The following is a 24,700-nucleotide window of genomic DNA, read 5'->3' on the forward strand; positions in this document are numbered from 1 at the left end:
GCGAACCGTCCGCGGGCGAGCACGGCTGGCCGCCGGATCACATCCCGTCCGGGGACTCAGCGGATCGCGACGCAGCCGGAGACGCCGACCATCCAACGTACCCCAGTACTGAACGGGCTCGCCAGCAAGAACGCTGTCCGCCGCCGGGGTGCGGCGCTACAGCGGGAAGCCGAGGGCCGGCAGTCCGATCGCGGCGTCCACCGCGAGCGCGCAGAACACGATCATCAGGTACGTGTTCGAGCGGTGGAACAGCGCCATCGGCTTGGTCTTCTCGCCGTCGCGCACGGCCGCGTACAGCCGGTGCGCGTAGAACAGGAACCAGCCGCCAGCAAGCATGGCGAACAGCGCGTAGATCCAGCTCGTCGCGGGCACAAGCAACAGCGTCCAGCCCACCATGACCCAGGAGTAGACGACGATCTGCCGCGCCACGTGCACCGGGCTGGCGACCACGGGCAGCATCGGCACGCCCGCACGCTCGTAATCCTCCCGGTAGCGCATCGCCAGCGCCCAGGTGTGCGGTGGGGTCCAGAAGAAAATGACCCCGAACATCACGAACGCGGGCCACTCCACGGTCCCGGTCACCGCGGCCCAGCCGATGACGACCGGCATACAGCCGGCGGCGCCGCCCCACACCACGTTCTGCGCGGTGCGCCGCTTCAGCAGCAGGGTGTACACGCCGATGTAGAACGCGATCGTGGCGACGGCGAGCAGCGCAGCGAGCGTGTTCACGGTGAGGTACAGCACGCTGAACGAGCCCACGCCCAACGCGAGACCGAAGACCAACGCGTGGCTCCTCGGCACCGAGTCACGCACCAGCGGACGCTTCTTGGTGCGGTTCATCACCTTGTCGATGTCCGCGTCGAGCACGCAGTTCAGCGCGTTGGCGCTGCTCGCCGCCATCGTTCCGCCCGCGAGCGTGGCCAATACCAGCCACGGTGACGGGATCTCCCTGCCTGCCAGGAACATCGCGGGAATCGTCGTCACCAGCAACAGCTCGATAACCCGGGGCTTGGCCAGCGCGACGTACGCCCCGACGCGCTGTAGGCCGCGCCGCCAACCGCCGACCGCCACCGCCCGGCGGCCACGTGACGCCCGGCGCTGCCCAGCGTCCTCACCAGGGGCCGCGCCGGAACGCGGGGACTCGACGTCGGCACCCGGCTCGCTGGACGAGCCAGCGTTGACCAACGTCATGTCACTCCTTCTTCCGGGGCCCGCACGATCCGCGGGGCCCTCTGGGGCCTGTCGGGATCTCACCGCGCCTCGCAGTGTCTCGTCCTGCCGAACGCCGCGACGCGTACCACGATGACCCCACCGCCCGCGCCGCCCGCGCAACTGCCTCGGCTTTCGCTCAAACATGGTAATCACGGCATCGAGTACGATCTGCGGTGGGTGCTCCGGCTCGGGGCGCACGGGTGCACACCGGACAACCGCTAGGCTGGCGCGGGTGTCCGGCGCCTCCGCAGCGCTGAATAGCGCTGTGCGACGTTGTGTAGCAGCGTTGTGTAGTACTGTGCCCTCCCCCACACCCACCGATCAGCCTCGACGAGCGCGACGGCACACGTAACGAACCGCGACAGCGAGAGTAAGGAAACCAGTGTCGGAGACCACCACCCTTGCCGACGATGACCCGCGCCTGCGTCAGCGGCTGCCGGAGGACTGGACCGAGCTCGACACCAGGGCGGTGGATACCGCTCGGGTGTTGGCGGCCGATGCGGTGCAGCACTGTGGCAGCGGTCACCCTGGCACGGCGATGAGCCTGGCGCCTGCGGCGTACACGCTGTTCCAGCGTGTGATGCGCCACGACCCGTCTGACCCCTCGTGGCGGGGTCGGGACCGGTTCGTGCTCTCGGCTGGCCATTCCAGCCTCACGTTGTATATCCAGCTGTTCTTCGCCGGGTACGGGCTGGAGCTCGACGACCTCATGCGGTTGCGCCGGTGGGGTTCGCACACCCCGGGTCATCCCGAGTACGGGCACACCGCCGGGGTGGAGACCACGACGGGCCCGCTCGGGCAGGGGCTGGCCAACGCCGTGGGGATGGCCATGGCCGCCCGCCGCGAGCGCGGACTGTTCGACCCGGATACGCCCGCAGGGCAGAGCATCTTCGACCATCACGTCTACGTGATCGCCTCGGACGGTGATATCGAGGAGGGTGTCACCTCCGAGGCGTCCTCGTTGGCCGGCCGTCAGCAGCTGGGCAACCTGGTGGTGATCTACGACGACAACCAGATCTCCATCGAGGACGACACCGCGATTGCACTGGACGAGGACACCGCCGCCCGCTACGCGGCCTATGGCTGGCACGTCCAGGTCGTCTCCTCCGGCGAGGACGTGGCAGGCTTCGAGGCCGCCGTCGAGGCGGCGAAGGCCGAGACCGAGCGGCCCTCGTTGATCGTGCTGCGGACCGTGATCGGCTACCCCGCGCCGAAGCTGATGAACACCGGCAAGGCCCATGGCGCCGCGCTGGGCACCGAGGAGGTCGCCGCGGTCAAGCGGGTCCTCGGCTTCGATCCCGAGCAGGACTTCGCCGTGGCCGACGAGGTGTTGGCGCACGTGCGCGATGTCGCCGAGCGGGGCAAGCGGGCCAGGACGGACTGGGAGCAGCGCTACGCCGACTGGGCGGCCGCCAACCCGGAGCGCAAGCAGCTGGCCGAGCGCCTCGCCGCGCGCGAGCTGCCCACCGGCTGGACCGAGGCGCTGCCCTCGTGGGAACCCGATGCCAAGGGCATCGCCACCCGCAAGGCCTCGGGCGCCGTGCTGGCCGCCCTCGGCGAGGTGCTGCCGGAGCTGTGGGGCGGCTCGGCCGATCTGGCGGAAAGCAACAATTCCCTGATCCCCGATGCCGACTCGTTCGGCCCGTCCAGTGCCAGCACGAAGCTGTTCACGGCCCAGCCCTACGGCCGTAACCTGCACTTCGGCGTTCGCGAGCACGCGATGGCCGCGATCTGCAACGGGATCGCGCTGCACGGCCACACCCGCCCGTACGGCGCCACGTTTTTGATCTTTTCCGACTACATGCGTCCCGCAGTCCGGCTGTCCGCACTGATGCGGCTGCCGGTGACCTACGTCTGGACACACGATTCGATCGGCCTCGGCGAGGACGGGCCCACGCACCAGCCCGTCGAGCACTTGGCGTCGCTGCGGGCCATCCCCGGCCTCAACGTGGTACGCCCGGCTGATGCGAACGAGACCGCGGCGGCGTGGCGGCGCGCCCTGGAGATCACCGACGCACCGACCGGGCTGGCTCTGACCCGCCAGAACGTGCCGGTGCTCGACGGCACCAGCGCCGAGGGCGTGGCCAGGGGCGGCTACATCCTCACCGACGACCCCGCAGGCGACACCGAGCCGGATGTGATCCTCATCGCCACCGGTTCCGAGGTCCAGCTGGCGGTCGCCGCGCGCGAGCAGCTCACCAGCGAGGGAATCGCCGCACGTGTGGTGTCCATGCCCTGCGTCGAGTGGTTCGACCAGCAGGACCCCGCCTACCGCGAGCATGTCCTCCCCTCCCGCGTGCACGCCCGCGTGGCGGTGGAAGCCGGTATCGCGCAGCCATGGCACCGGCTGGTCGGTGCCACCGGCGAGATCGTCTCCCTGGAACACTTCGGCGCCTCGGCCGACTACCAGACCCTGTTCCACGAGTTCGGTTTCACCGCCGAGGCAGTCGCCGATGCCGCGCGACGCAGTATCGGCAACACTGGCCAGTAAGGGCCTCGAGGCCGTCCGGGACTCGGGCCCGGCAGGCCCGCGACACCGAGCTGCCCTACGAACGGAAGGGAGCCCGTACCCCATGACGACGACCGACCGACTCGGCCAGCTCGCCGCACACGGCGTATCGATCTGGCTCGACGACCTCTCGCGCGAACGGCTGCGGTCGGGGCAGCTGACCAAGTTCATCCGCGACTACCACCTCACCGGTGTCACCACGAACCCGACGATCTTCGCCGGTGCGTTGGCCTCCGGGGCCGCCTATCGTGACCAGGTCCGGGAATTGGCCACCAGGGGCGCGGACGTGGACACCGCGGTCCGTGAGATCACCACCAGCGATGTCCGGGAGGCCTGCGACGTCTTCCGCGACGTCTACCAGAGCACCGGTGGTGTCGACGGGCGGGTCTCCATCGAGGTGGATCCGCGCCTGGCACGGGACACCGAAGCCACCGTGGCCGAGGCCGCTGAGCTGGCCAAGGTGGTCGACCGGCCCAACCTGCTCGTCAAGATCCCGGCGACTCGCGAAGGGCTACCCGCGATCACCCGCACACTGGCTGAGGGAATCAGCGTGAACGTCACGCTGATCTTCTCCGTCGAGCGGTACCGCGAGGTCATCGAAGCGTTCTTCGCGGGGCTGGAGCAGGCCGCCGACAACGGCCACGACCTCGCCTCGGTCGCCTCGGTCGCCTCGTTCTTCGTCTCCCGCGTGGACACCGAGGTGGACAAGCGCCTGCGAGCAGGCGATGCCGAGCGCGCCACGGACCTGCTCGGCACCGCGGCGATCGCCAATGCCCAGCTGGCGTATGCCACCTACACCGAGCTCTTCGGCGAACAGCGCTGGCAGCGGCTGGCAGCGGCAGGCGCGCGCCCACAGCGGCCGCTGTGGGCCTCCACCGGAGTCAAGGATCCGGCATACCGTCCCACCCGGTACGTCGACGAGCTGGTCGTGCCCGGCACCGTGAACACCATGCCGGAAGACACCCTGCACGCGGTGGCCGAGTCCGCCGAGATCGCCGGTGACGTGGTGACCGGTACCGAGCAGCAGGCCCGTGCCGTATTCGACGGGCTGCGTGCCGTGGGTGTGGATCTCGACGACGTGTTCGTCACCCTCGAGGACGAAGGGGTGGCCAAGTTCGAGAAATCCTGGGCCGAGCTGCTCGACACCGTGCGAGCCGAGCTGGCTGCCGCGGCAGGCGACGCGGGAAGCGGCCGCTGACATGGGTGAGGTCAGCGAGATCAACGCCGTCACCATCGCCAGCACCGGACTGGACGCCGCTGCCCAGCCGTTGATCGCCGAGCTGGTCACCGACCGCGTGGCTTCCCGGCTGACCGCGCAGGATCCTGGGCTATGGGGCGAACAGGCGCGGGACGAGGCCGCCATACGGCTTGGATGGACGGCGCTGCACCAGAGCTCCCGCCCGCTCATCGGGGAGATCGCCACGCTGCGCGAGCAGCTCCTCGACGAGGGCATCGACCGGGTCGTACTGGCGGGGATGGGCGGCTCGTCACTCGCCCCCGAGGTGATCGCCAAGACCGAAGGGGTGGCGCTGACCGTACTGGACACCACCGACCCCGGCCAGGTTGCCGACGCGCTGGCAGGGGAGCTGGCCAGGACCGTGCTGGTGGTCTCCTCGAAGTCCGGCGGCACGGTGGAGACCGACAGCCACCGGCGGGTATTCGTCGACGCCTTCGCCGAAGAAGGTATCGACCCGGCTAGCCGGATCATCGTGGTCACCGATCCGGGCACCCCGCTGGCCGAGTTGGCCGAGCGCGAGGGGTACCGCAGGGCCTTCCTTGCCGATCCGCACGTCGGTGGCCGGTACTCCGCGCTGTCCGCGTTCGGGCTGGTGCCCGCGGGACTCGCGGGAGCGGATATCGCCCGGATGCTGGACCAGGCGGCAGCGGCTGCCGAGGCGCTGTCGGCCGATTCCCCTGACAATCCCGCGCACCGCTTGGCTGCGGCGCTGGCCGCCGCACACCTCGAGGGCGCGGAGAAGGTCGTGCTGACCAACTCCGACCTCGGTGGCCCCGGTGCGCTCACCGGCTTCGGCGACTGGATCGAGCAGCTGCTGGCGGAGTCCACCGGCAAGCAGGGCACCGGTCTGCTGCCGGTTGTGGTGGAAAGCATCGACGCACCGGCGTTCCAGATGCCGGGTTCTGACGCGACACCGGTCGCGATCGGCCCGGCCCGGCGCGGTGCCGCGGTGGCCACCGAGGGGCCGCTGGGCGCTCAGTTCCTGCTTTGGGAGTACGCCACCGCGATCGTGGGGCGCCTGCTGGGTGTCAACCCGTTCGATCAGCCCGACGTCGAGGCCGCCAAGCAGGCGGCACGGGCACTGCTGGACAGCGGTGACTCCGGTGATGCGGACGCTGCCTCCGGAGCCCGAGCGGGCGAGACGCCGCTGCTGCTGGCCGTCGGCGCGGTCGAGGTGTACGGCAACGCGGGGACCGACGCTACTCCAGACGATCTCGACGGCGTGTTACGCACGTTCCTCGCCACTGTGCGGCACGGAGGCTACCTGGCGGTACACGCGTATCTCGACCGTCTCGACGACGCCTCGGCATCGCTGCTGCGACCGGAGCTGGCCAGGCGCGTTCCGGCCCACGTCACCTTCGGGTGGGGCCCACGGTTCCTGCACTCGACGGGGCAGTACCACAAGGGCGGACATCCCAACGGCAGTTTCCTGCAAATCACCGGGCAGGCAGAGCGGGATCTGGCGGTGCCGGGCATGCCCTACACCCTCGGCGAACTCCAGCTGGCGCAAGCCGTCGGGGACGGCCGGGTCCTCACCGAACGCGGGTTTCCGGTGCTGCGGCTGCACCTGACCGACAGGGCCGCGGGACTCGCGCAGCTGATCCGCGCCATCGAGGGCCTATGACCGCACCACAGGTCGTCGTCTACCCGGACGCTGACGTACTGGCCGCGGCCTGCGCAGCCCGCATGGTCACCACGCTGACGGACGTGCAGTCGGCCACAGGGTCAGCATCGGTGGTGCTGACCGGCGGCGGGATCGGTATCGCCGTGCTCGACGCGCTGCGCCGCTGTGCCGCCAGGGACGCCATCGACTGGGGTCGGCTCGACGTGTACTGGGGCGACGAGCGGTTCGTGCCACGGGACGATGGGGAACGCAACGAGAAGCAGGCCCGCGAGGCCCTGCTCGATCACGTCGATGTCGATCCCGGCCGCATCCATGCCATGCCCCCCTCCGACGGGTGGTGTGGGGACGATGTGGGCGCGGCGGCCGCGTGGTACGCGGAGGTACTCGACCGGCAGGCGCGCGGCGAGCACCGCACCGGCGCGCCGATGTTCGACCTGCTGCTGCTCGGCGTGGGCGGCGAGGGACACGTGGCGTCGATCTTCCCGTCCTCACCAGCGGCCCGCGACACCGATCACCTGGTCACCGCCGTGCGTGACTGCCCCAAGCCGCCTCCTACCAGGGTGTCGCTGACCTTGCCCGCGATCCGACTGGCGCGCGAGGTGTGGATCGTCACGGCGGGCGAGGCGAAGGCGGACGTCCTCGCCGCGGCTTATACCGGCGCGGACGAAGTCAACCTGCCGGTGGCCGGGGCACGTGGCCGGTCGCGTACCCGGTGGCTCCTGGATGCCGGCGCCGCATCGGCGCTGCCCGAGTTGGATCAGACACACCTGCTCTGATCAGACACACCTGCTCTGCCGGGTTCGGTGTGCCACACGACGCCCGGCTGCCGTTCCCATTCGTTTGCATAAGCACAGGAATCGAGCGGAGTGACGCGCTGCGCGTCCCGCAGGCCCCTGGATCGGCTCCTTCCCTGTAGGAGACCCACCAGTCAGGTGAGAACCGGAGGCCTGTCGCAGTGCTTACGAACGGACTCGCCATGTCACCGTTCCAACAGAACATCGGGATTGATCGTCGTCGAGCGATACCACGGCAGCGAACCGCCCGTGCGATCGTGCGGCGCCGCGCGTACCGGACCTACCTCGGATACGCGGTGCTCGCCATGGCCACGATCGCGGGGGCCACCCTGGTACAGCTGGCCCTGCCGGGCGGCTCGTGGCGCGACTGGCTGCTGACCATCGGGCTCCCCCTGCTGGTGGCGGCATCCGCCTGCGTCATCGGGGTGCTGACCCACCGGCTGCGCCTGCTCCGGCGCCGTGTCGCCGAACTCGAACGTGACCGCGCCGCCTGGCAGGAGGAGCAGCGCCAGCAGGTCGCCGCTGAGGAACGTGCCCGGCTGGCACGGGATATGCATGACGTGGTGGCCCACGACATCACGCTTATCACGATGCAGGCCAACGCGCTGGAGTCCGCGGGCACGGTCGAGGCAGCCAGGGAGACCGCCGGGGTCATCAGCCAGTTGAGCAACCGGACACTGGACGAGTTGCGGGCGGTGATCAGCATGCTGCGCGCAGGCGCTGAACCCAGGGACGGGTGCCACGATCTCTCCCGACTGGAATGCCTCGCTGAGGCCGTCGGCGTGGTCACCCGGTTTCACCGGGATCCGTTGCCGCAGGATGTGCCCGAGCCGGTGACCATCGCGGTGTACCGCACTGTGCAGGAAGCACTGATCAATGCCCGCAAACACGCCCCTGGCGCGACGGCCACGGTCCGTATTGGCTATGACGGCGAGGCGGTACGGGTAGAGGTGCGCAACACACCCCCTACCGCGGCAGGCGCACCGTTACCTTCCGGCGGTCACGGGCTGGCCGGCCTCGCCGAGCGGGCGCTGCTGCTCGGCGGCAGGTTTCATGCCCGTTCCACTGACGACGGTGGCTTTGAGGTCACCGCGCGCTATCCGATCGACACGATGCGCCGGTAGCTCGCAGGCGCCGCCCAGCCGCGCGCCGGACGCTGCGTCAGCGCCCGCGGCGTTCCCGGAGCCGCTCCAGTGCCTCGGCGAGGATCGCCTCGCCTTCCTCTTTGCTACGGCGTTCCTGCACGTAGGCGAAGTGTGACTTGTAGGGCTCGCTGCGCGGCTCGGTCGGCGGATTCCGGCGGTCGCGGCCCGCGGGCAGGCCGCAGCGCTGGCATTCCCACTCGGCGGGTACCTCGACGTCGGCGGCGAACGCCGGCGTCGACTCGTGCCCCCTGGCGCACCAGTACGAGACCGTGTGGCGCGGGGCGACCTCTCCCCGCTCGGCTTCCCCTGCCGGGCCGGATCCTACCTTGGATCCGCGAATGGCGTGACCGTCGACCATGCGCCTCAGACCTTCATCATCAGGCCGACACCGGTGATGCTGATCAGCCAGACCGCACCGATGGCCAGCGTGATCCGGTCCAGGTTCTTCTCCGCCATGCTCGAGCCTGCGAGACTCGACTGGGTGCCACCGCCGAACAACGACGACAGCCCGCCGCCGCGTCCCTTGTGCAGCAGCACCGCCGCGATCAGGCTGATGCTGCTGACAACCAGCAGGGCCCTCAGGAAGAATTCCATGTCGTCCTCACGGTTGGAAGTGCACGCCATCCGGCCGGGCGCTACCGCACCGAGCCGCCTTCCAGGTTACCCGACATGACCGTCGCCGGTGTCGGGCCCGTCACGGTAATGGCCCGCCCGCCGCCATGGCGCACAGCTTGGTGAACTCGTCGGCGTCCAGGCTGGCACCACCCACCAACGCCCCGTTGATATTGGGCTGCTGTACCAGGTCGGCGATGTTACTGGACTTCACCGAACCGCCGTACAGGATGCGGATGCCCGCGCTGGTTTCCTCGCCGTACTTCGTGGTGAGCGTGTCACGTAGCGCGGCACAGACCTCCTCCGCGTCGGCGGGGGTGGCCACCCGTCCGGTCCCGATCGCCCAGACCGGCTCGTAGGCGATGACGCACTGGCCCGCCTGCTCGGCGGAGACCCGCCGCAGGGCAGCGGACAGCTGCTCGGTGGTGTGGTCGAGCTGCCGCCCGTCCTCGCGCACCTCGAGGGGCTCGCCGACACACAGGATGGGTGTCAGCCCGTGCTTCAGCGCGATGCGTACCTTCGCGTTGATCAGGTCGTCGGATTCGCCGTGGTGCTCCCGGCGCTCGGAATGCCCGACCACCACATAGGTACAGCCCAGCTTGGCAAGCATGGCCGCGGACACCTCGCCGGTGTAGGCGCCGGACTCGTGCGCGGACACGTCCTGCGCGCCGTGCAGGATGGCCAGCTTGTCGCCCTCGATCAGGGTCTGCACGCTGCGGATGTCGGTGAACGGCGGGAGCACGGCGACATCCACGTTCTCCAGGTACTTCTTCGGAAGCGTGAACGCGATCTTCTGCACGAGGGCGATGGCCTCGAGGTGGTTCAGGTTCATCTTCCAGTTGCCTGCGATGAGCGGCTTGGTCGTCACGCGACGCCCCCTCCTTCGAGTACAGCGACACCGGGCAGTTCCTTGCCCTCGAGGTATTCCAGCGAGGCGCCCCCGCCGGTGGATATGTGTCCGAAGCTTTCCTCTGCCAGGCCGAAGGTACGCACCGCGGCTGCAGAATCGCCGCCACCGACCACGCTGAACGCCTCACTCCCGGCGATGGCTCGAGCGATCTGCTTGGTTCCCTCTGCGAACGGGCTCATCTCGAACACACCCATGGGGCCGTTCCAGAACACCGTGCGTGCGGGCTCGAGCGCCTCGGTGAAGGCCCGCACCGAATCCGGGCCGATGTCCAGTCCCATCCAGCCAGCCGGGATGGCCTCCGCGGGCACCACGCGGGTGGCGGCGTCCGCGGCGAAGGCGTCCGCGGCGACCACGTCCGTCGGCAGCACCAACGCCGATCCGCCCTCGTTCAAGAGGCGCTTGCACTCGTCGATCATGTCGCGCTCGACCAGCGAGTCCCCCACGTCGTAACCGCGGGCGGCGAGGAACGTGAAGCACATTCCGCCGCCTACCAGCAGGGTATCCACCTTCGGCAGCAACGCGTCGATCACGCCGAGCTTGTCCGAGACCTTGGAGCCCCCGAGCACCACCGCGTACGGGCGTGCTGGATCCCCGGTCAGGCCGCGCAGCACCGACACCTCGGCCAGCACCAGATCACCAGCGTAGGCCGGCAACACGTGCCCGACGTCGTACACAGAGGCCTGCTTGCGGTGCACCACCCCGAAGCCGTCCGAGACGAACGCGCCGTCGGTGCCGACCAGCGCCGCCAGCTCCGCTGCCAGCTCGGCTCGTTCGCCGGCGTCCTTGCTGGTCTCCCTCGGGTCGAAGCGCACGTTCTCCAGCAGCGCCACCTCGCCGTCTGCCAGCCCTGACACGGTGGCCTTCGCCGAGTCACCCACCACATCGCCTGCCAGCGGCACTCGCTCGTCGAGCAGCTCCGCCATACGCGCGGCCACCGGTGCGAGCGAGTACCGCGGCTCGGGCTCACCCTTCGGCCTACCGAGGTGGGCGGCCACCACCACGCGCGCACCTGCATCCAGCAGCCGCCGCACGGTGGGCAGCGCGGCACGGATCCTGCCGTCGTCGGTGACCTCGGGCGCCGGGCCCGAGGTCTCCAACGGGACGTTCAGGTCGGCGCGTACGAGCACACCCCTGCCGCGCACCCCGGCGGCGATCAGGTCGTCGACTGTCGTGACAGCACTCATCACGTCAGGACAGCTTCGAGCCGACGAGGGTAACCAGGTCGACGAGCCGGTTGGAGTAACCCCACTCGTTGTCGTACCAGCCGACCACCTTGACCTGGTTGCCGACCACGTTGGTCAGCGGGGCGTCGAAGATGGTGGATGCCGGGTCGGTCACGATATCGGTGGACACCAGCGGCTCCTCGCTGTAGCGCAGGATCCCCTTGAGCGGGCCGTCCGCGGCCGCCTTGAACGCCGCGTTGACGTCCTCGATGGTGGCCTCGTTGCGCAGCGTGGCCGTCAGGTCCGTCGTGGATCCGGTGGGCACCGGCACCCGCAGCGCGTACCCGTCGAGCTTACCGTTGAGCTCGGGCATCACCAGGCCGATCGCCTTGGCGGCACCGGTGCTGGTCGGCACGATGTTCAGCCCGGCGGCACGGGCGCGGCGGAGATCCTTGTGCGGGCCGTCCTGCAGGTTCTGGTCGGCGGTGTAGGCGTGGATCGTGGTCATCAAGCCGTGCTCGATGCCGAAGTTCTCGTGCAACACCTTGGCGAGCGGACCGAGGCAGTTGGTGGTGCACGAGGCGTTGGAGATGATCGTCTGTGTGCCGTCGTACTGGTCGTCGTTCACGCCGAGCACGACCGTGAGGTCCTCCCCCTTGGCCGGTGCGGAGATGATCACCTTGCGTGCGCCCGCCTCGACGTGCTTGCGCGCGGCGTCGGCCTGGGTGAACAGCCCGGTCGACTCGACGACCACGTCGACCCCGAGATCGCCCCACGGCAGGTTGGCAGGATCCCGCTCGGCGAATGCCTTGATGGTCGTGCCACCCACGCGAATGCCATCTTCGGTAGCCGCCACATCGGAGTCGAGCCTGCCGAGCACGCTGTCATAGGCGAGCAGGTGCGCCATCGTGGCGACATCACCGAGATCGTTGAAGGCGACCACCTCGATGTCCTGACCGCTCGCTTGCACGGCCCTGAAGAAGTTCCGGCCGATCCGGCCGAAGCCGTTCACACCTACACGAACCGTCACTGCTCTGCTCTCCTTGTCTGTGCGGGGTCATGTGCGGGGTTCACACGATGCCGCTCGGCGGCTACGCACGCTCGGCCCACGCCAGCCGAACCCAGCCGCTACCCTAGCGTGATGGCCAGCGCGGATCCGACCGGCCCTCACCCACGGCGCCGGGTGCGCGGGCAGCCTATCCCGAACCCGGTTGATCGATCAAGATGACCGTGAGCCCGGCTCCGCGGCAGCACTCAGTACGTGACGGCCACCCGGAGGCCATTCTCGCCCGGGCGGTGGGTCACGCCTGCGCACGCTGGTAGACCCGGGTCGCCGAGATCCGCCCCACCCCGTCCGGCTCGCCGAGCTGATCGATCGCCTCCCGCATGGTCGCCTCGACCGAGAGGTACTTGCGGCCCGCACGCAGGTCGGCGTCGTTACGCATTCGGATGATCAGCGGGAACTCGCTCAGCGCGCTCGCGTCGAACAGCCCTGTGGTGTAGACGAGCTGCACGCCGAGCGCCCGCGCCACGGCACGCTGCAGTTCGAGCAGGTAACCGGCCGATGCCCGGCCGATGGGGTTGTCGAGGAACAGCACACCCGCGTGGGAGTCGCGCGGACGACCCTTATCGTTGGCACGCAGCGCCGCCATCGTGCAGTACAGCACGATGGCGGCGGTGAGCTGCTGGCCCCCGGAGAAGACATCTTTGATCTCCGAGATCCGTTGCCGCTCGGTACGCAGCACCGAGTCCGGTTTCAGCACTTCGATGTGGAACCCCTTCGGCACGGCCGCCCGCACCGCCCGCAACAGCAGGGACATCCCGTCCCGCTTGACGTCCTTCTCCCCCGACCTGCCTTGTCGCGCGGTACCGGCCGCGACCTCGTCGACCACCTCACCGAGCTGCTCGACCAGCATGGTCTCGTCGGGCTCGGCGAACCTGATACGCAGGAACTCGCTGCCCGACCAGTCGCCGAGCCCGTCGGGCAGCCGGGAGAGCCGCTGCGCCGATCGCAACAGCCGCAGCGCGCCCTCGGCCATGCCCTGTAGCCGGGTGACGATCCCGGAGCGGTGGCGATCGATGTGCTCGAGATCGCCGGTGAGGCTGCGTAGGCGCGGGCGAAGCGCCGAGATCCACTCCCCGGCGTGCTCGCCGAGCCGGTCCCTGCGCACCGCCACGATCTGCCGCCGTACCGGGCTCGACAGCGACTCGAAACGTTCCTCGGCGGCGTAGGAGACCAGCGCGTCGGCTCGCGCCCGGACCCACTTGTCGGCAGCGGCGACCGCCTCGTCGACCGTGGCCAGCGTCGAGCTCAGCGAGCTCCACCGTGCACGCGCGTCGTCCAGATCCCCGTCGAACGCCTCGACACCTGTCTGGCAGGCGGCACCGCCACCGGTGCCCGCCGGGCCGCCGCTGCTGCCCGCGTCCGCCGTTTCGGCGATCGCCGCGCTCGCCCGACCGGTGCCGGTTACCGGCACCACCGACTCGGCGAGCATGGTAAAGCCGGTGGCCGCGGCTTCTGCCGCCGCGAGGACCTCCTCGGCCTCGCTCAACCGTCGCTGCACCTCGTCGAGCTCCCGGCTCGCCGCCGCCGCTTCCTGCCGCGCCGTGCTGATCAGCTCCATGCCGTAGGCCACCGATCCCGGGCGTTGTACGTCGTCGAGCACGGCAGGCGCGGCGGGCAGGGCCTCCAGCTCGGCGCGCTGCGTAGCCACCGCCGCTACGGCGTCGGCCCGCTGTTCCTGCGCCGCCGCGAGTTCCCGTTCGGCGCGCTGCCGCGCCGCCTCGCGGGAGGCGGCGTCCGCACCGTCCGGTGAGTCCAGCAACTGCTCCGCCAGTTGCCGTACCTCGGGATCGAGGGCTTCCAGTTCCGCCCTTGCCGCCGCCTCGGCCTGCTCGGCGTGATCCAGTTCGGCCCGCAGATCGTTACCCACCTCGACCTTGGCGTAGGCGTCGGCGGCCTCGGCCAGACTCCGGCGCAGCACCTCGACCGGCTCGTCGGGAACCGGGTCGTCGGTGGTCACCGAGCCGCCACCCGGCACCTCGGCGAGCTCGGCACGCGCACTGGCCGCGGTCCGGTGATGCCCGTCCGCGGTGCGCTGCTCCTCGGCCGCCTGCTCACGCCACCGCGCGGCCAGCGCTTCGGCGTCGGCGGCCTCGGCCTGCCGCCGTTCGGCCTGCTCGCGCGCCGCCTTGGCGTCGTCCCGCCACTCAGCGACCCGTGTGACGGCACCGGCCAGCTCGGCAAGCGAGCGCGCCCGCTCGGCCGCCACGCGTGCCGTCTCCCGCCTGGCGGGCAGTTCCTCGCGAAGCCGGTCCCGCCGCGTGACGGTGCTGTCCACCCGCTGCCTCGCCCGCTCGACCGCCACCTGGGCTTGCTCGCATTCGGTGCGCGCATCGGCGGCGCGCTCGGTCAGCGTGGCCAGCGTGCCCGGCGGGCATTCCTCCCGCCAGGAACGGAGCTGCCACTCCAGCTCGGCATCCGCGGCCGACTGCTCGCTCAACCGCGCCAGCTCCCGCTTGCGCTCGGCCTGCCGCTCGCTGATCGCCGTCCGTTCCCGCTCGGCCGCGGCCTCGTCGTACAACGCTGGGTTCGGCGGGATCACGAACTCCGCGCCGGGGGCGAGCTCGTCGCCCTGCCCGGAAACGGCCTCGGTGCAGCCGACCGCCAGCGCCGAAGCGGGAAGCAGCGGCGAGGCCGTGAGCACCTCCCGGGCCCGCTCGATGCGGGACGGGTCGTTGACCAGCACACCCCCTACCAGGTGCGGGTGGCGACGCACCACAGCGTCGGCCCGGTCGGCGGGCAACGTCGACAGGTACCGCAACCCCGACCAGGCGGTGATCCCCGCCTGCTCGAGGATATCGAGCGCCCGCTGCACGTCCTCCGGTGGCGGCAACAGGCCGCCACTGCCCAACGCCGCCAGTGCCCGCTCGTCGGTGGCCTCGGCCATGCGCAACTCGGTGGCCGAGCGCTCGGCCTCGGCGCGCGCTTCGGCGAGCCGGGTCAGCAGCGCTGGCAGGTCGACGTCCAGCCGCACGTCCTCGCTGCCGAGTAACTCGGCCAGCCGTGACTTGCCTGCCAGCTCCTCGTTACGTTCGGTGACCCGGTCCAGCTCCGCCTGCGCACTGCCCTCCCGCGCCTCGAGCGTGCCAAGCCGCCTGCGCTCCTCCTGCAGCTCGCTGCTCACGGTGGCGTACTCCGTCTCGGCTTCGGCGAGTTCCCGCTCATGCCTGGTGAGGTCCCGCTCGGCCTGCTCGGCGGCCTCCCGCGCGGCGCGCTCGGCGGCTGCGATGTCGTCAACGCCCGCGCCATCGTCGAGCACACCGGCCGCGATGGCATCCCGCACCCGCTGCTCCACCTCGCCGATGCGGGATTCCAGCTGCTCGGCGCGCGCGGCGTGCTCGGCGGCGGTGGCCATGGCCGTGTCCCGCCGGTCCTGCGCGGTGTTCGCTTCCTCCCGCGCCGCCGCCGCGGCGTGCCGCGCCGTCTCGGCACCGGAGTCCGCGTCCTCTGCCAGCGCCAGCAAACCTCTGGCCAGTGCCGTCGCCGCCGCGTTCTTCGCGGCGAGCGCGGGCTGCGCGCGTTGTTGCCGGTGGCCAACCAGGTCACGGGTGGCGGTGGCTTTGCGCGCCGCATTGAGGTGGGTCAACACCGTGGACGTGGCACGCCAGGCCTGTGCAGTCACGCTGGCTTCGGCCACCTGCTCGGCCAGCCGGTCCGCGTCAGCCTGGGCGGCGTCCAACCGCAGCAGCGCGACCACCCGGCGCAGCTCGGTGACCACCGCATCCTTCCTGCGATGATCGCCCTCGGCCAACCGTTCCTCGGTGCGCAGGTCCGCCACCTGATCCCGCAGCTCGGCGAGCCGCTGCTGCTCGGTCTCCCGCCGGGCAACCACAGCCGCGGCGAACCGGGACGCGTGCTGCCGCGACGCCTCGGCTTCCTGCCTGGCGGCATCCGCGGCATCCGCGGCCTCGACCAGTGGCTCGAGCAGCTCGAGTGCGCCTGCCACGAAATCGCGCTCCACCTGCAGCTGCCCGCGTTGCGCGAGGTTGTCGGCGTAGCTGGCCAACACATCGGCCACGTCGGCGGGCGCCTGCTCGTCCATCACGGCACGGAGCAGGAACTCCACGAACGCTTCGTCGGTCTGGAACGCGAACGCGTCCACCGCCTCGCCCTCACCGGCGTTCATCGCACGCTGGTAGCGGAACAGCTCGGTGTCCAGCCCGAGCTGCGCGAGCCGCTCGGTCCACTCGCGCTGCCTGCGGGTCCAGAACAGGTCCACCTCGGGCTCGGCCTTGTGCGCGGTGTCGAGGCGTTCCTTGAACGCCGCCATGGTCAGCAGCTTGCCGTCGATGGTCAGCGGCAGCGTGTCCAGGTTCAGCGTCACGCTCGGCCGGAAGCAGTACCACGAGTCGATCAGGTTCGCCGGATCGGAGGAGACGACGTGCCCCCGCCATTCCGAGACCTTCCCGGTGATCAACCGCTGGCCGGTCCCGGTGTGCTGCCACTCGAGCACCACGTGTGCGACGTCCTTGGCTCCGACGAACTTCTCCAGCACCCGGGTGCTGGTGGTGCCGACCACTTGACGCCTGCCGGGCAGCATCACCGAGAAGATCAGCTTGATCAGTACCGACTTGCCCCCGCCGTTCTCCAGGAACAGCACACTGGCCGGGGACGGCCGCCGTACCACGCCCCCGCCGTCGGCATCCCCTGCCGCCGACAGCTGCACCCCGGCGCTGAACAGCGCGTCCTGCGCGGGAGCGCTGATCACCTCGCCCGCACCGCTGAAGTCGAGCACGACATCCTGGTAGCGCGCTCCAGGAGGGCCGACCGAATGCAACCGCACACGCGACAGCTCGTACATCGACTACCTCCGCTGATCCCTGTTCGTCTCCTCGCCCGATCACCGTCCCAGGGGTATGGCCGGTGGCCGGGCAGGCCGCTAGAGCGTCTCGCTGGTGTCGGCACGTAGCGTGCCGACGTCGTCGGCCACCGCGACCACGTCGAGATCGAGTAGCTCGCCGAACGCGCGATCCGCGGCCAGCTCGCGCACCTGGATCTGGTACCGCGGCGTCGTGCGGTACGTACCGCCGCGATCCGAGCTGATGTGCACCAGGAAACCTTGCTCTGCGAGGAACCGTAGTGCCCGGCTGATCATGCCACGGGTGGTGTCCGGAGCGAGCCGTCCGTCCTTGGTCGCTGCCGCCGCCGGTCGTCGAGCGTAGACCCGCCACGCTTGCTCCAGTTCCGGTGCGTCGGAGAGCGGGTCACCATTGCTTTCCGCCTGCGCAGCGCGCTCGTCAAGGATGCGGCAGGCTTCCCGCACCACGCTGTCGATCTGCTCGACCGACACCCTTCCGATGTAGGTGTCGTTGGCAAGATCATCCGGCCGGGGGAACGCCAGCGCCGCGGTCGCCAGGTGGATCACGCCGTGCATGACCTTCTCGGTCTCCCGCCGTTCCCTGATCTTGCTCTGGCGAGCGTAGTTGTCCATCTTGATCTCGAAGGCCGACTCCTCCCCCGCCGCGAGTACCGCACCGGCCTGCTGGTTCACCTCGAGCACGAGCAGGCCGAGACCGGCGGCTACGGCGTGGGTCAGCTGCTTGAACTGGCCATCGGCTTGATACTTGCGCACCAGGTCGGCGTACGCGGTGTCACGGGCGGGTACCTGTTTCGGCCGCAACCCGAAACCGATCAATCGAGCCGCGGCCTCGGTGTCCGTCACCCCGCTCACTTGCCCTCCTCCAGCACTGCGTCGCTCTCCTGGTCCTGGTCCTCGTGCTCGCCGCGCGGCTGCCGCTGGCCGGGCCCGCCGTGCGAAGCACCGGCGGCGTCCACCTCGACCGTGGCCAGCAGCAGGTCACTGCCTCCGAACCGCTCGTCGGCCAGCGGTGTCCCGTCGTCGGCGGCGAGCACGATCGCCTGCTCGCCCTGCCGCACGGCCGTGCCCACGTCGGCGCCGTAGGCATGCGCCGCCCGCAGTGCCACGAGCAGAGGCAGGTCGGCGTCGATGGTCCTGGCCTGCGCGAGCAGGTCGGACAGCCGCACCGGCCGCTGCTGCATCGCGACCAGCTTGTCGGCCTGTTCGGCGTGCTCCGCTGTGAACCTGGTCGGTTGCTCAGCCGGAGTGAGCTCCGGCTCGGGGACCTCCCCGACCACCGTCTCCCGTTCGGGCGCGGGACGCAGCAGCATCGACACCAGCGACGGCAACGTGGCACACCCCGGTACCGCGACACCACCCGCAGCCGCAAAGTACGCCTCGACCGGGCCAACGGCGCGAGCCACCGGCAGGTCGAGGGCGGGCACGAGCAACTGGCCGAACAGGTCCACCCCGCCACGTCGCGGTGGGCCCGAGAACTCCTGCCTGTCCTGTTCTGCCCGAAACGTCGCCCCCGCGGCCTGCAACCGCGCCTGTAGCTGGGTGTGCCGCGTGATGCAGTCGGAAACGATCTCGACCAGCTCGGCGGCGTGCCGCTTGTGGTCGAGATCCTCGGCCTCGTCACGGGCCGCGGTGATGTTGCGCAGGATCGCGTTCTCCGCGCGGAACCGCGACTCGATGTGCGCCAGCGCGGAATCCAGCAGCTCGGGGATGGTCTCCTCCCAGTCGACCGCCCGTACGTCGCGTCGGGTCGCCTCCAGCATGGCGCGCAACGTCTCGCCGTACTGCACGGTGCGGTACCGGGCCTGTTCGGCGGCTAGCTTGGCGTCGGCGAGCCTGCCCCGCGTGATCAGGTTCTCCAGCTTCACCTCGGCGGCGACCTGAGCGGACTCCACATCCGTGTCGAGCGCCCCGACCAGCACGTTGATGGCCTCGTCGCTGGCGCGCAGGTACACCTCTCCCGCCGGGGTGGCGACCTCGACGAGCAGCTTGAAGTCGAAGGCCCGTCGCTGGTACGTACCGTCGTCGGCGACCACCCCGTACACATGCCGGAATCCGCGATCGACCGTACCGACATTGATCAGGTTGTCCAGCACCCAGCGCGCCACCCGCTCGTGCTCGCCCACCGGGCGTGACGGCGCCTGCGCTGCGACGAACGGCACGAGCCGCTGCACGATCTGCTCGTGATCGGCGCCTGTGTCGAAGTCCATCGCGACGGTGACCTGGTCGATCGTGTGCAACGCGATCTCGGCCATCTGGTACACACCGGCGTCGGCCCAGTCCAACTTCGACTTCCGCGCATCCAGGTCGTGCAGCGGCGCAGTGCAGGCCAGTGCCTTCAACCGGCGGGCGAGACCGTCGTCAACTGCGCCGGCCCCGCCGGGATGAGCGGTCACATCATCACGCACAGCGCGCAACGGTAGCGTGCCGCGTGTGGTCGCGGCGGCCACGGGTGCGTGGCGGGCGCCTGCGGTTTCCCGCACCGCGGCTGACTCCCGCGCAGCGTTGGTCAGTGCTCCCCCTCCTCGAGCAGCTCGTCGGTGACAGCCGATTCGGTGTCCGGGATGCCGAGTTCCGTCGCTCGCTTGTCGGCCATAGCCAGCAGCCTGCGGATCCGGCCCGCGATGGCGTCCTTGGTCATCGGCGGGTCCGATCGCTGACCCAGCTCCTCCAGCGAAGCCTGCCGGTTGGCCAGCCGGAGCCTGCCCGCGCTGACCAGGTGCTCGGGCGCTTCGTCACCCAAGATGTCCATCGCGCGCTCGACCCTGGCCGCCGCGGCAACCGCCGCGCGCGCCGAGCGGCGCAGGTTGGCGTCGTCGAAGTTGGCCAGCCGGTTGGCAGTGGCCCGCACCTCGCGACGTGTCCGGTGCTCCTCCCACGCGAGCACACTCGTATGAGCACCCAGCCGGGTCAGCAACGCGCCGATGGCGTCGCCGTCGCGGACCACGACGCGATCCGCGCCGCGCACCTCGCGGGACTTCGCGGTGATACCCAGCCTGCGGGCCGCCCCGACCAAGGCCAGCGCGGCTTCCGGCCCGGGGCAGGTGATCTCCAACGCCGAGGATCGTCCCGGTTCGGTCAGCGAACCGTGGGCCAGGAACGCCCCTCGCCACGCCGCCTCGGCCTCGGACAGCGAACCGGACACGACGGCGGCGGGCAGCCCACGCACCGGCCTGCCCCGCTGATCGATCAGCCCCGTCTGGCGTGCCAGGCCGTCCCCGCCCTTGACAACGCGCACCACGTATCGGGTGCCCTTGCGGAGCCCGCTGGAGGTGATGACGTGTACGTCCGACTGGTAGCCGTAGAGGTCGTGAATCTCCTTGCGGAGCCTGCGGGCCGCGGAGCCGGTGTCCAGCTCGGCTTCCACGACCACCTTGCCGGAAACGATGTGCAGGCCCCCCGCGAAACGCAGCATCGCGGCGACCTCGGCCCGGCGCGGACCGGTCTTGCTCACCTCGAGGCGGCTGAGCTCGTCCTTCACCGCCGCGGTCATCGCCATGGCCCCTCCATTCCGGCCTCGGGTATCCCGAGAGCCTCTCGCACAGTCCTCGCCAGCGCATCAGGGGAATGCCGTCCGGCGACGCCGGGAGCGGCGACGTCGGCCAGATAGGCGTGTCCCCCGAGGCGCGCCGCCGCCCGGTACAACCGGGCCGGCATCGGCACCGATGCTCGATCGGCGATCACCGCATCGACCTCCAGCTCGGGCGCATGATCGCAGAGTACGTCGAGGTGCTGCTCCGGTGAGAACCCGCCGGTCTCCCCCGGCTGGGGGACGAGGTTGAGGATCACGACCGTGGTGGCCTCTGTGGTCACCAGTGCCTCGTGCAGCTCCGGTAGCAGCAGGTGCACCAGGACGCTTGTGAACCACGAACCCGGCCCGAGCAGTACCACGTCGGCACCGAGTACGGCGTCGACCGCCGCGCCGCAGGCACGCGGCGCCCTTTCCGGGTCCTGTTCGCTGTACAGGCTGATACGCTGCACCTTCCCCGGGGTGCTCGCCACGGCCACCTGGCCGCGGATGGTGTGCCACTCCGGGCTCCCGTTCAGGCCGGATACCTGCGCCTCGATGCACAACGGCTCGGTCGACACCGGCAGTACCCTGCCCGAGATCCCGTGCAACCGGCATGCCTCGTCGAGCGCCCTGACCGGATCAGCCGTCACCTCGAACAATCCCGCGAGCAGCAGGTTGCCGACCGCGTGCCCGGCCAGCGCCCCGGTTCCGCCGAACCGGCTCTGGAACACCCGGGGCCACAGCTCGTCCCCGTCCTCCGCGGAAGCCAGCGCCGACAGCGCCTGCCGTAGATCACCGGGCGGCAGGATCCCTAGCTCGCGCCGGAGTCTGCCCGACGAGCCGCCGTCGTCGGCCACAGTGACCACCGCGGTGACATCCGAGGTGATCCTGCGCATCGCGGTCAGCGTGGCGTGCAGGCCGTGCCCGCCACCGAGCGCGACCACCCGCAGGCCTCGCCGGTCAGTCATGGACACGATCCCGCCCGGCAACGCCGAACCGGCCTGCCACCTCGTCGCTGCTGGTGATCATTCGCTCCCTCACTCACGACCCAGGTCCCGATGCACCACCTTCACCGCCGTACCGTCCTCGGCTGACATCCGCCTGGCCAGTTCCTCGGAAATGGCCACGCTCCGGTGTTTGCCCCCCGTGCAGCCCACGGCGAGCGTCAGGTACCGCTTGCCCTCCCTGCGGTAGCCGGCACCCACCAGGCGGAGCAGTTGCTGGTACTGCGCGAGGAAGTCCTCCGCCCCCTCCTGGCTCAGCACGTAGTTGCGCACCTCGTTATCCAGACCCGACAGTTCGCGCAGCTCCGGGATCCAGAACGGGTTGGGCAGGAACCGGACGTCCATCACCAGGTCGGCGTCCATCGGCAGACCGTACTTGTAGCCGAACGACAGCACCGTCACCCTCGTCCGCATGCTGGCTTCCGACCCGAACGCGTCCTCGATCTTGGCACGGAGCTCGTGCACCGACAGCGTGGAGGTGTCCACCACGAGATCGGCCTCGTCCCGCAACGGCTCCAGCAGGGTTCGTTCCGCGCTGATGCCGTCGGCGAGCCTGCCGTCACCCTGCATGGGGTGGCCGCGCCGTACTTCCTCGAACCGCTGGACCAGCACCGAGTCGGAGGCCTCCAGGAACAGCACCCTCGGCTTGTAGCCGGTCGTGTCGAGTTCCTTGATCACCGAGGCCAGATCGTCGGTGAACGCGCGCGAGCGCACGTCCATCACCACGGCCACCTTGGTGATCGCGCCGCGGGCCTGCGCCCCGAGCTCGACCATGGTCACGATCAGCTCGGGGGGCAGGTTGTCCACCACGAACCACCCGAGGTCCTCGAGGCACTTGGCAGCCGTGCTGCGGCCCGCTCCGGACAGGCCCGTCACCACCGCGACATCCATGCCGGAGCCCGCTCCGGACGGGTCGGACGGTTGGGGCGGTCCGCTGGGGTGACTCATCGGTTGGTTCATCGTGTCTCGGGTTCCTGTCTGTCTCTCGTGCCTTGCGTGCCACCGGCGGGCCCGCCGATGCCGTGCAGCGCGGCGTGCACCACCTCCGCCGTGTGCCTGCCGACCCCGCGCACCCCGGCGATCTCTTCGACCGTCGCTTGCTTCAGCTTCTTGACCGAGCCGAAGTGCTTGATCAACGCGGCCTTGCGGGCTTGCCCCAGTCCGGGAACGGAATCCAGTTCGGACGCCTGCACCCTACGGGACCGCTTGGTGCGGTGATACCGGACCGCGAACCGGTGGGCCTCGTCGCGTACGCGCTGCAGCAGGTAGAGCGCCTCCGAGCTGCGGGGCAAGATCACCGGATCGGGTTCCCCTGGAAGCCAGACCTCTTCGAGCCGCTTGGCGAGCCCGACCACGGCGACGTCGGTGACGCCGTGGTCGGCCAGCGCGTCGGCCGCGGCGGTGGCCTGCGGCCCGGCCCCGTCGACCACGAGCAGGTTCGGCGGGTAGGCGAACTTGGCGGGCCGGGCCGGTTCACCACTTCCCACCGCGCCACCCACCCCGGCGCGTTCACTGGTTTCACCGCTGTCACCGGGCTCGCCGGTCTCGGTGGCGCCGCTGCTTTCGGCGACGTACCTGGCGAATCGACGCCGGACCACCTCGGCGATGGCGGCCACGTCTCCCTCGCTGGCCGCCTGCTTGATTGAGAAGCGCTTGTACTCCGACTTGCGCGGTACGCCGTCCTCGAACACCACGAGCGAGGCGACCACATCGCTGCCCTGGATGTGGGAAACGTCCACACACTCGATCCGCAGCGGCGCGGTGTCCAACCCGAGCTGTTCCTGCAGTTCGGACAGCGCAGCCGACCGGGCGGTGAGGTCGCCCGCGCGGCGCAGCTTGTGCTGCGCGAGCGCTTCCGAGGCGTTGCGGGCCACGGTGTCGGCCAGCGCGCGCTTGTCCCCTCGCTGCGGGACACGCAACCGCACCCGGGAGCCGCGCAGCTCGCTCAACCAACGCGCCAGCGCGTCGACGTCGGCAGGCAACGTGGGGACCAGTACGTGTTTCGGCACCGGCGGTCCGCTATCGGCGACCTGTTCGGCCAGTTCCGCCTGCTGGCCGTAGAACTGGGTGAGGAACTGCGTCACGAGCTGCGCGCGCACCGCCTCCTCGCGATCCGCGCCTACCGCCTCGTGCCCGGCGCCCGAAGCCGCGTGCTCGCCGCCGTCGGCATCGTCGACCGGGGCCTCGTCGACGTCGACCACCCAGCCTCGCTGCCCGCGGACCCGACCGCCACGCACGTGGAATACCTGCACGGCGGCCTGCAGCTCGTCGTGCGCGAACGCGACCACATCCGCATCGGTCCCGTCACCGAAAACCACGGACTGCTTCTCCATGGCCTTGCGGAGCGCTGCCACATCGTCACGCAGCCGCGCGGCTCGTTCGAAGTCCAGGTCCTCGGCCGCGCGGTTCATGTCGCGCTCCAGTTCGCGAACCATGTTGTCGGTCCTGCCCGAGAGGAACTCGCACAGTTGTTGCACGATCGTCCGGTGTTCCTCGGCGTTGACCCTGCCGACGCACGGGGCCGAGCACTTGCCGATATAGCCGAGCAGGCACGGCCGCCCGATCTGGGTGTGCCTGCGGAACACCGTGTTGCTGCAGGTCCGGGCGGGAAACACCCGCAACAGTAGGTCGAGGGTCTCCCGGATCGCCCACGCGTGGGCGTACGGCCCGAAGTAGCGCACGCCCTTCTTCCTCGGGCCCCGGTACACGTGGGGACGCGGGTACTCCTCGTGCATGGTCACCGCGAGCACCGGGTAGGACTTGTCATCCCGGTACCGCACGTTGAACCGGGGGTCGAACTCCTTGATCCAGGTGTACTCGAGCTGTAGCGCCTCCACCTCGGTGGCCACCACGGTCCAGTCGACGCCGGAGGCCGTGGTGACCATCTGGCGCGTGCGGGGATGCAGGCTGCTGAGGTCGGCGAAGTACGAGCCGAGCCTGCTGCGCAGGCTCTTGGCCTTACCGACGTAGATCACCCTGCCGCTGGCGTCCCTGAAGCGGTACACGCCCGGTGCGTCGGGAATGTCTCGTGGTGCGGGTCGGTAGGTGGACGGATCGGCCACACCTTCAGCGTACGGGTCGACCGAGCGGCGAGCTCCCA

General features: G+C 70.1%; 18 protein-coding genes. 5 read left to right on the top strand and 13 right to left on the bottom strand.

The window, feature by feature from the left end:
• Window positions 1–156 precede the first annotated feature (156 nt).
• Window positions 157–1,191 (bottom strand): heme o synthase, encoded by a 1,035-nt coding sequence (locus F8178_RS12250; RefSeq protein WP_317494885.1) that lies wholly within the window; start codon window positions 1,189–1,191, stop codon window positions 157–159.
• 403 nt (window positions 1,192–1,594) lie between these two features.
• On the opposite strand from F8178_RS12250, the gene tkt reads away from it, so the two are divergent.
• The 5 genes from tkt to F8178_RS12275 all read left to right on the top strand — a co-directional run bounded on the left by tkt (window position 1,595) and on the right by F8178_RS12275 (window position 8,500).
• A complete protein-coding gene (gene tkt / locus F8178_RS12255) occupies window positions 1,595–3,703 on the top strand; it encodes a transketolase (RefSeq protein WP_317494886.1) in 2,109 nt (702 codons plus the stop codon).
• An 82-nt stretch (window positions 3,704–3,785) separates the two neighbouring features.
• Window positions 3,786–4,919, top strand: coding sequence for a transaldolase (tal, locus tag F8178_RS12260; protein ID WP_317494887.1), 1,134 nt, complete (start codon window positions 3,786–3,788; stop codon window positions 4,917–4,919).
• A gap of 1 nt (window position 4,920) precedes the next feature.
• The gene (locus F8178_RS12265; RefSeq protein ID WP_317494888.1) at window positions 4,921–6,582 is read left to right on the top strand and encodes a glucose-6-phosphate isomerase; all 1,662 of its coding nucleotides are present in this window, start codon (window positions 4,921–4,923) and stop codon (window positions 6,580–6,582) included.
• Window positions 6,579–7,358 carry a 6-phosphogluconolactonase gene (pgl, locus tag F8178_RS12270; RefSeq protein ID WP_317494889.1) on the top strand — a complete coding sequence of 260 codons (780 nt, stop codon included), beginning with the start codon at window positions 6,579–6,581 and terminating at the stop codon, window positions 7,356–7,358. Before F8178_RS12265 ends, pgl begins: the two co-directional genes overlap by 4 nt.
• A 275-nt stretch (window positions 7,359–7,633) precedes the next feature.
• Window positions 7,634–8,500, top strand: coding sequence for a histidine kinase (locus F8178_RS12275; RefSeq protein ID WP_317494890.1), 867 nt, complete (start codon window positions 7,634–7,636; stop codon window positions 8,498–8,500).
• 37 nt (window positions 8,501–8,537) lie between these two features.
• Here the strand turns inward: F8178_RS12275 and F8178_RS12280 are convergent, their stop codons facing one another.
• From F8178_RS12280 to uvrC, 12 genes are all read right to left on the bottom strand, one after another.
• Window positions 8,538–8,879: an RNA polymerase-binding protein RbpA gene (locus F8178_RS12280; RefSeq protein WP_317494891.1), complete on the bottom strand. Its 342-nt coding sequence runs from the start codon at window positions 8,877–8,879 to the stop codon at window positions 8,538–8,540.
• A gap of 5 nt (window positions 8,880–8,884) precedes the next feature.
• The gene (secG, locus tag F8178_RS12285) at window positions 8,885–9,115 is read right to left on the bottom strand and encodes a preprotein translocase subunit SecG (protein ID WP_317494892.1); all 231 of its coding nucleotides are present in this window, start codon (window positions 9,113–9,115) and stop codon (window positions 8,885–8,887) included.
• Between the two features lie 100 nt (window positions 9,116–9,215).
• Window positions 9,216–10,001, bottom strand: a complete 786-nt coding sequence (gene tpiA / locus F8178_RS12290) for a triose-phosphate isomerase (RefSeq protein ID WP_317494893.1) — start codon at window positions 9,999–10,001, stop codon at window positions 9,216–9,218.
• Entirely contained in the window at window positions 9,998–11,227 is a 1,230-nt protein-coding gene (locus F8178_RS12295) for a phosphoglycerate kinase (RefSeq protein ID WP_317494894.1), read from the bottom strand. Before F8178_RS12295 ends, tpiA begins: the two co-directional genes overlap by 4 nt.
• 4 nt (window positions 11,228–11,231) lie before the next feature.
• Window positions 11,232–12,236 (bottom strand): type I glyceraldehyde-3-phosphate dehydrogenase, encoded by a 1,005-nt coding sequence (gene gap, locus F8178_RS12300; protein WP_317494895.1) that lies wholly within the window; start codon window positions 12,234–12,236, stop codon window positions 11,232–11,234.
• 271 nt (window positions 12,237–12,507) lie between these two features.
• Window positions 12,508–17,070, bottom strand: a complete 4,563-nt coding sequence (locus F8178_RS12305) for a hypothetical protein (RefSeq protein WP_317494896.1) — start codon at window positions 17,068–17,070, stop codon at window positions 12,508–12,510.
• Between the two features lie 78 nt (window positions 17,071–17,148).
• Window positions 17,149–17,940, bottom strand: a complete 792-nt coding sequence (locus F8178_RS12310) for a hypothetical protein (RefSeq protein WP_317494897.1) — start codon at window positions 17,938–17,940, stop codon at window positions 17,149–17,151.
• Window positions 17,937–19,493, bottom strand: a complete 1,557-nt coding sequence (locus F8178_RS12315; RefSeq protein ID WP_317494898.1) for a hypothetical protein — start codon at window positions 19,491–19,493, stop codon at window positions 17,937–17,939. Before F8178_RS12315 ends, F8178_RS12310 begins: the two co-directional genes overlap by 4 nt.
• A 101-nt stretch (window positions 19,494–19,594) precedes the next feature.
• Window positions 19,595–20,584 (bottom strand): DNA-binding protein WhiA, encoded by a 990-nt coding sequence (whiA, locus tag F8178_RS12320; protein ID WP_317494899.1) that lies wholly within the window; start codon window positions 20,582–20,584, stop codon window positions 19,595–19,597.
• Window positions 20,575–21,546, bottom strand: coding sequence for a uridine diphosphate-N-acetylglucosamine-binding protein YvcK (gene yvcK, locus F8178_RS12325; protein WP_317495087.1), 972 nt, complete (start codon window positions 21,544–21,546; stop codon window positions 20,575–20,577). Before yvcK ends, whiA begins: the two co-directional genes overlap by 10 nt.
• Window positions 21,547–21,633: 87 nt before the next feature.
• Window positions 21,634–22,491 (bottom strand): RNase adapter RapZ, encoded by an 858-nt coding sequence (gene rapZ / locus F8178_RS12330; protein WP_317495088.1) that lies wholly within the window; start codon window positions 22,489–22,491, stop codon window positions 21,634–21,636.
• A gap of 65 nt (window positions 22,492–22,556) precedes the next feature.
• Window positions 22,557–24,662, bottom strand: coding sequence for an excinuclease ABC subunit UvrC (gene uvrC / locus F8178_RS12335; RefSeq protein ID WP_317494900.1), 2,106 nt, complete (start codon window positions 24,660–24,662; stop codon window positions 22,557–22,559).
• Window positions 24,663–24,700 lie beyond the last annotated feature (38 nt).

This window comes from Haloechinothrix sp. LS1_15 (assembly GCF_033042135.1).
GTDB lineage: Bacteria > Actinomycetota > Actinomycetes > Mycobacteriales > Pseudonocardiaceae > Haloechinothrix.

Coding starts and splice junctions, on each gene's coding strand:
- F8178_RS12250 (WP_317494885.1), bottom strand. CDS start 1,191: ATGACGTTGGTCAACGCTGGCTCGTCCAGCGAGCCGGGTGCCGACGTC.
- tal (WP_317494887.1), top strand. CDS start 3,786: ATGACGACGACCGACCGACTCGGCCAGCTCGCCGCACACGGCGTATCG.
- F8178_RS12265 (WP_317494888.1), top strand. CDS start 4,921: ATGGGTGAGGTCAGCGAGATCAACGCCGTCACCATCGCCAGCACCGGA.
- pgl (WP_317494889.1), top strand. CDS start 6,579: ATGACCGCACCACAGGTCGTCGTCTACCCGGACGCTGACGTACTGGCC.
- F8178_RS12280 (WP_317494891.1), bottom strand. CDS start 8,879: ATGGTCGACGGTCACGCCATTCGCGGATCCAAGGTAGGATCCGGCCCG.
- secG (WP_317494892.1), bottom strand. CDS start 9,115: ATGGAATTCTTCCTGAGGGCCCTGCTGGTTGTCAGCAGCATCAGCCTG.
- F8178_RS12295 (WP_317494894.1), bottom strand. CDS start 11,227: ATGAGTGCTGTCACGACAGTCGACGACCTGATCGCCGCCGGGGTGCGC.
- F8178_RS12305 (WP_317494896.1), bottom strand. CDS start 17,070: ATGTACGAGCTGTCGCGTGTGCGGTTGCATTCGGTCGGCCCTCCTGGA.
- whiA (WP_317494899.1), bottom strand. CDS start 20,584: ATGGCGATGACCGCGGCGGTGAAGGACGAGCTCAGCCGCCTCGAGGTG.
- rapZ (WP_317495088.1), bottom strand. CDS start 22,491: ATGGATGTCGCGGTGGTGACGGGCCTGTCCGGAGCGGGCCGCAGCACG.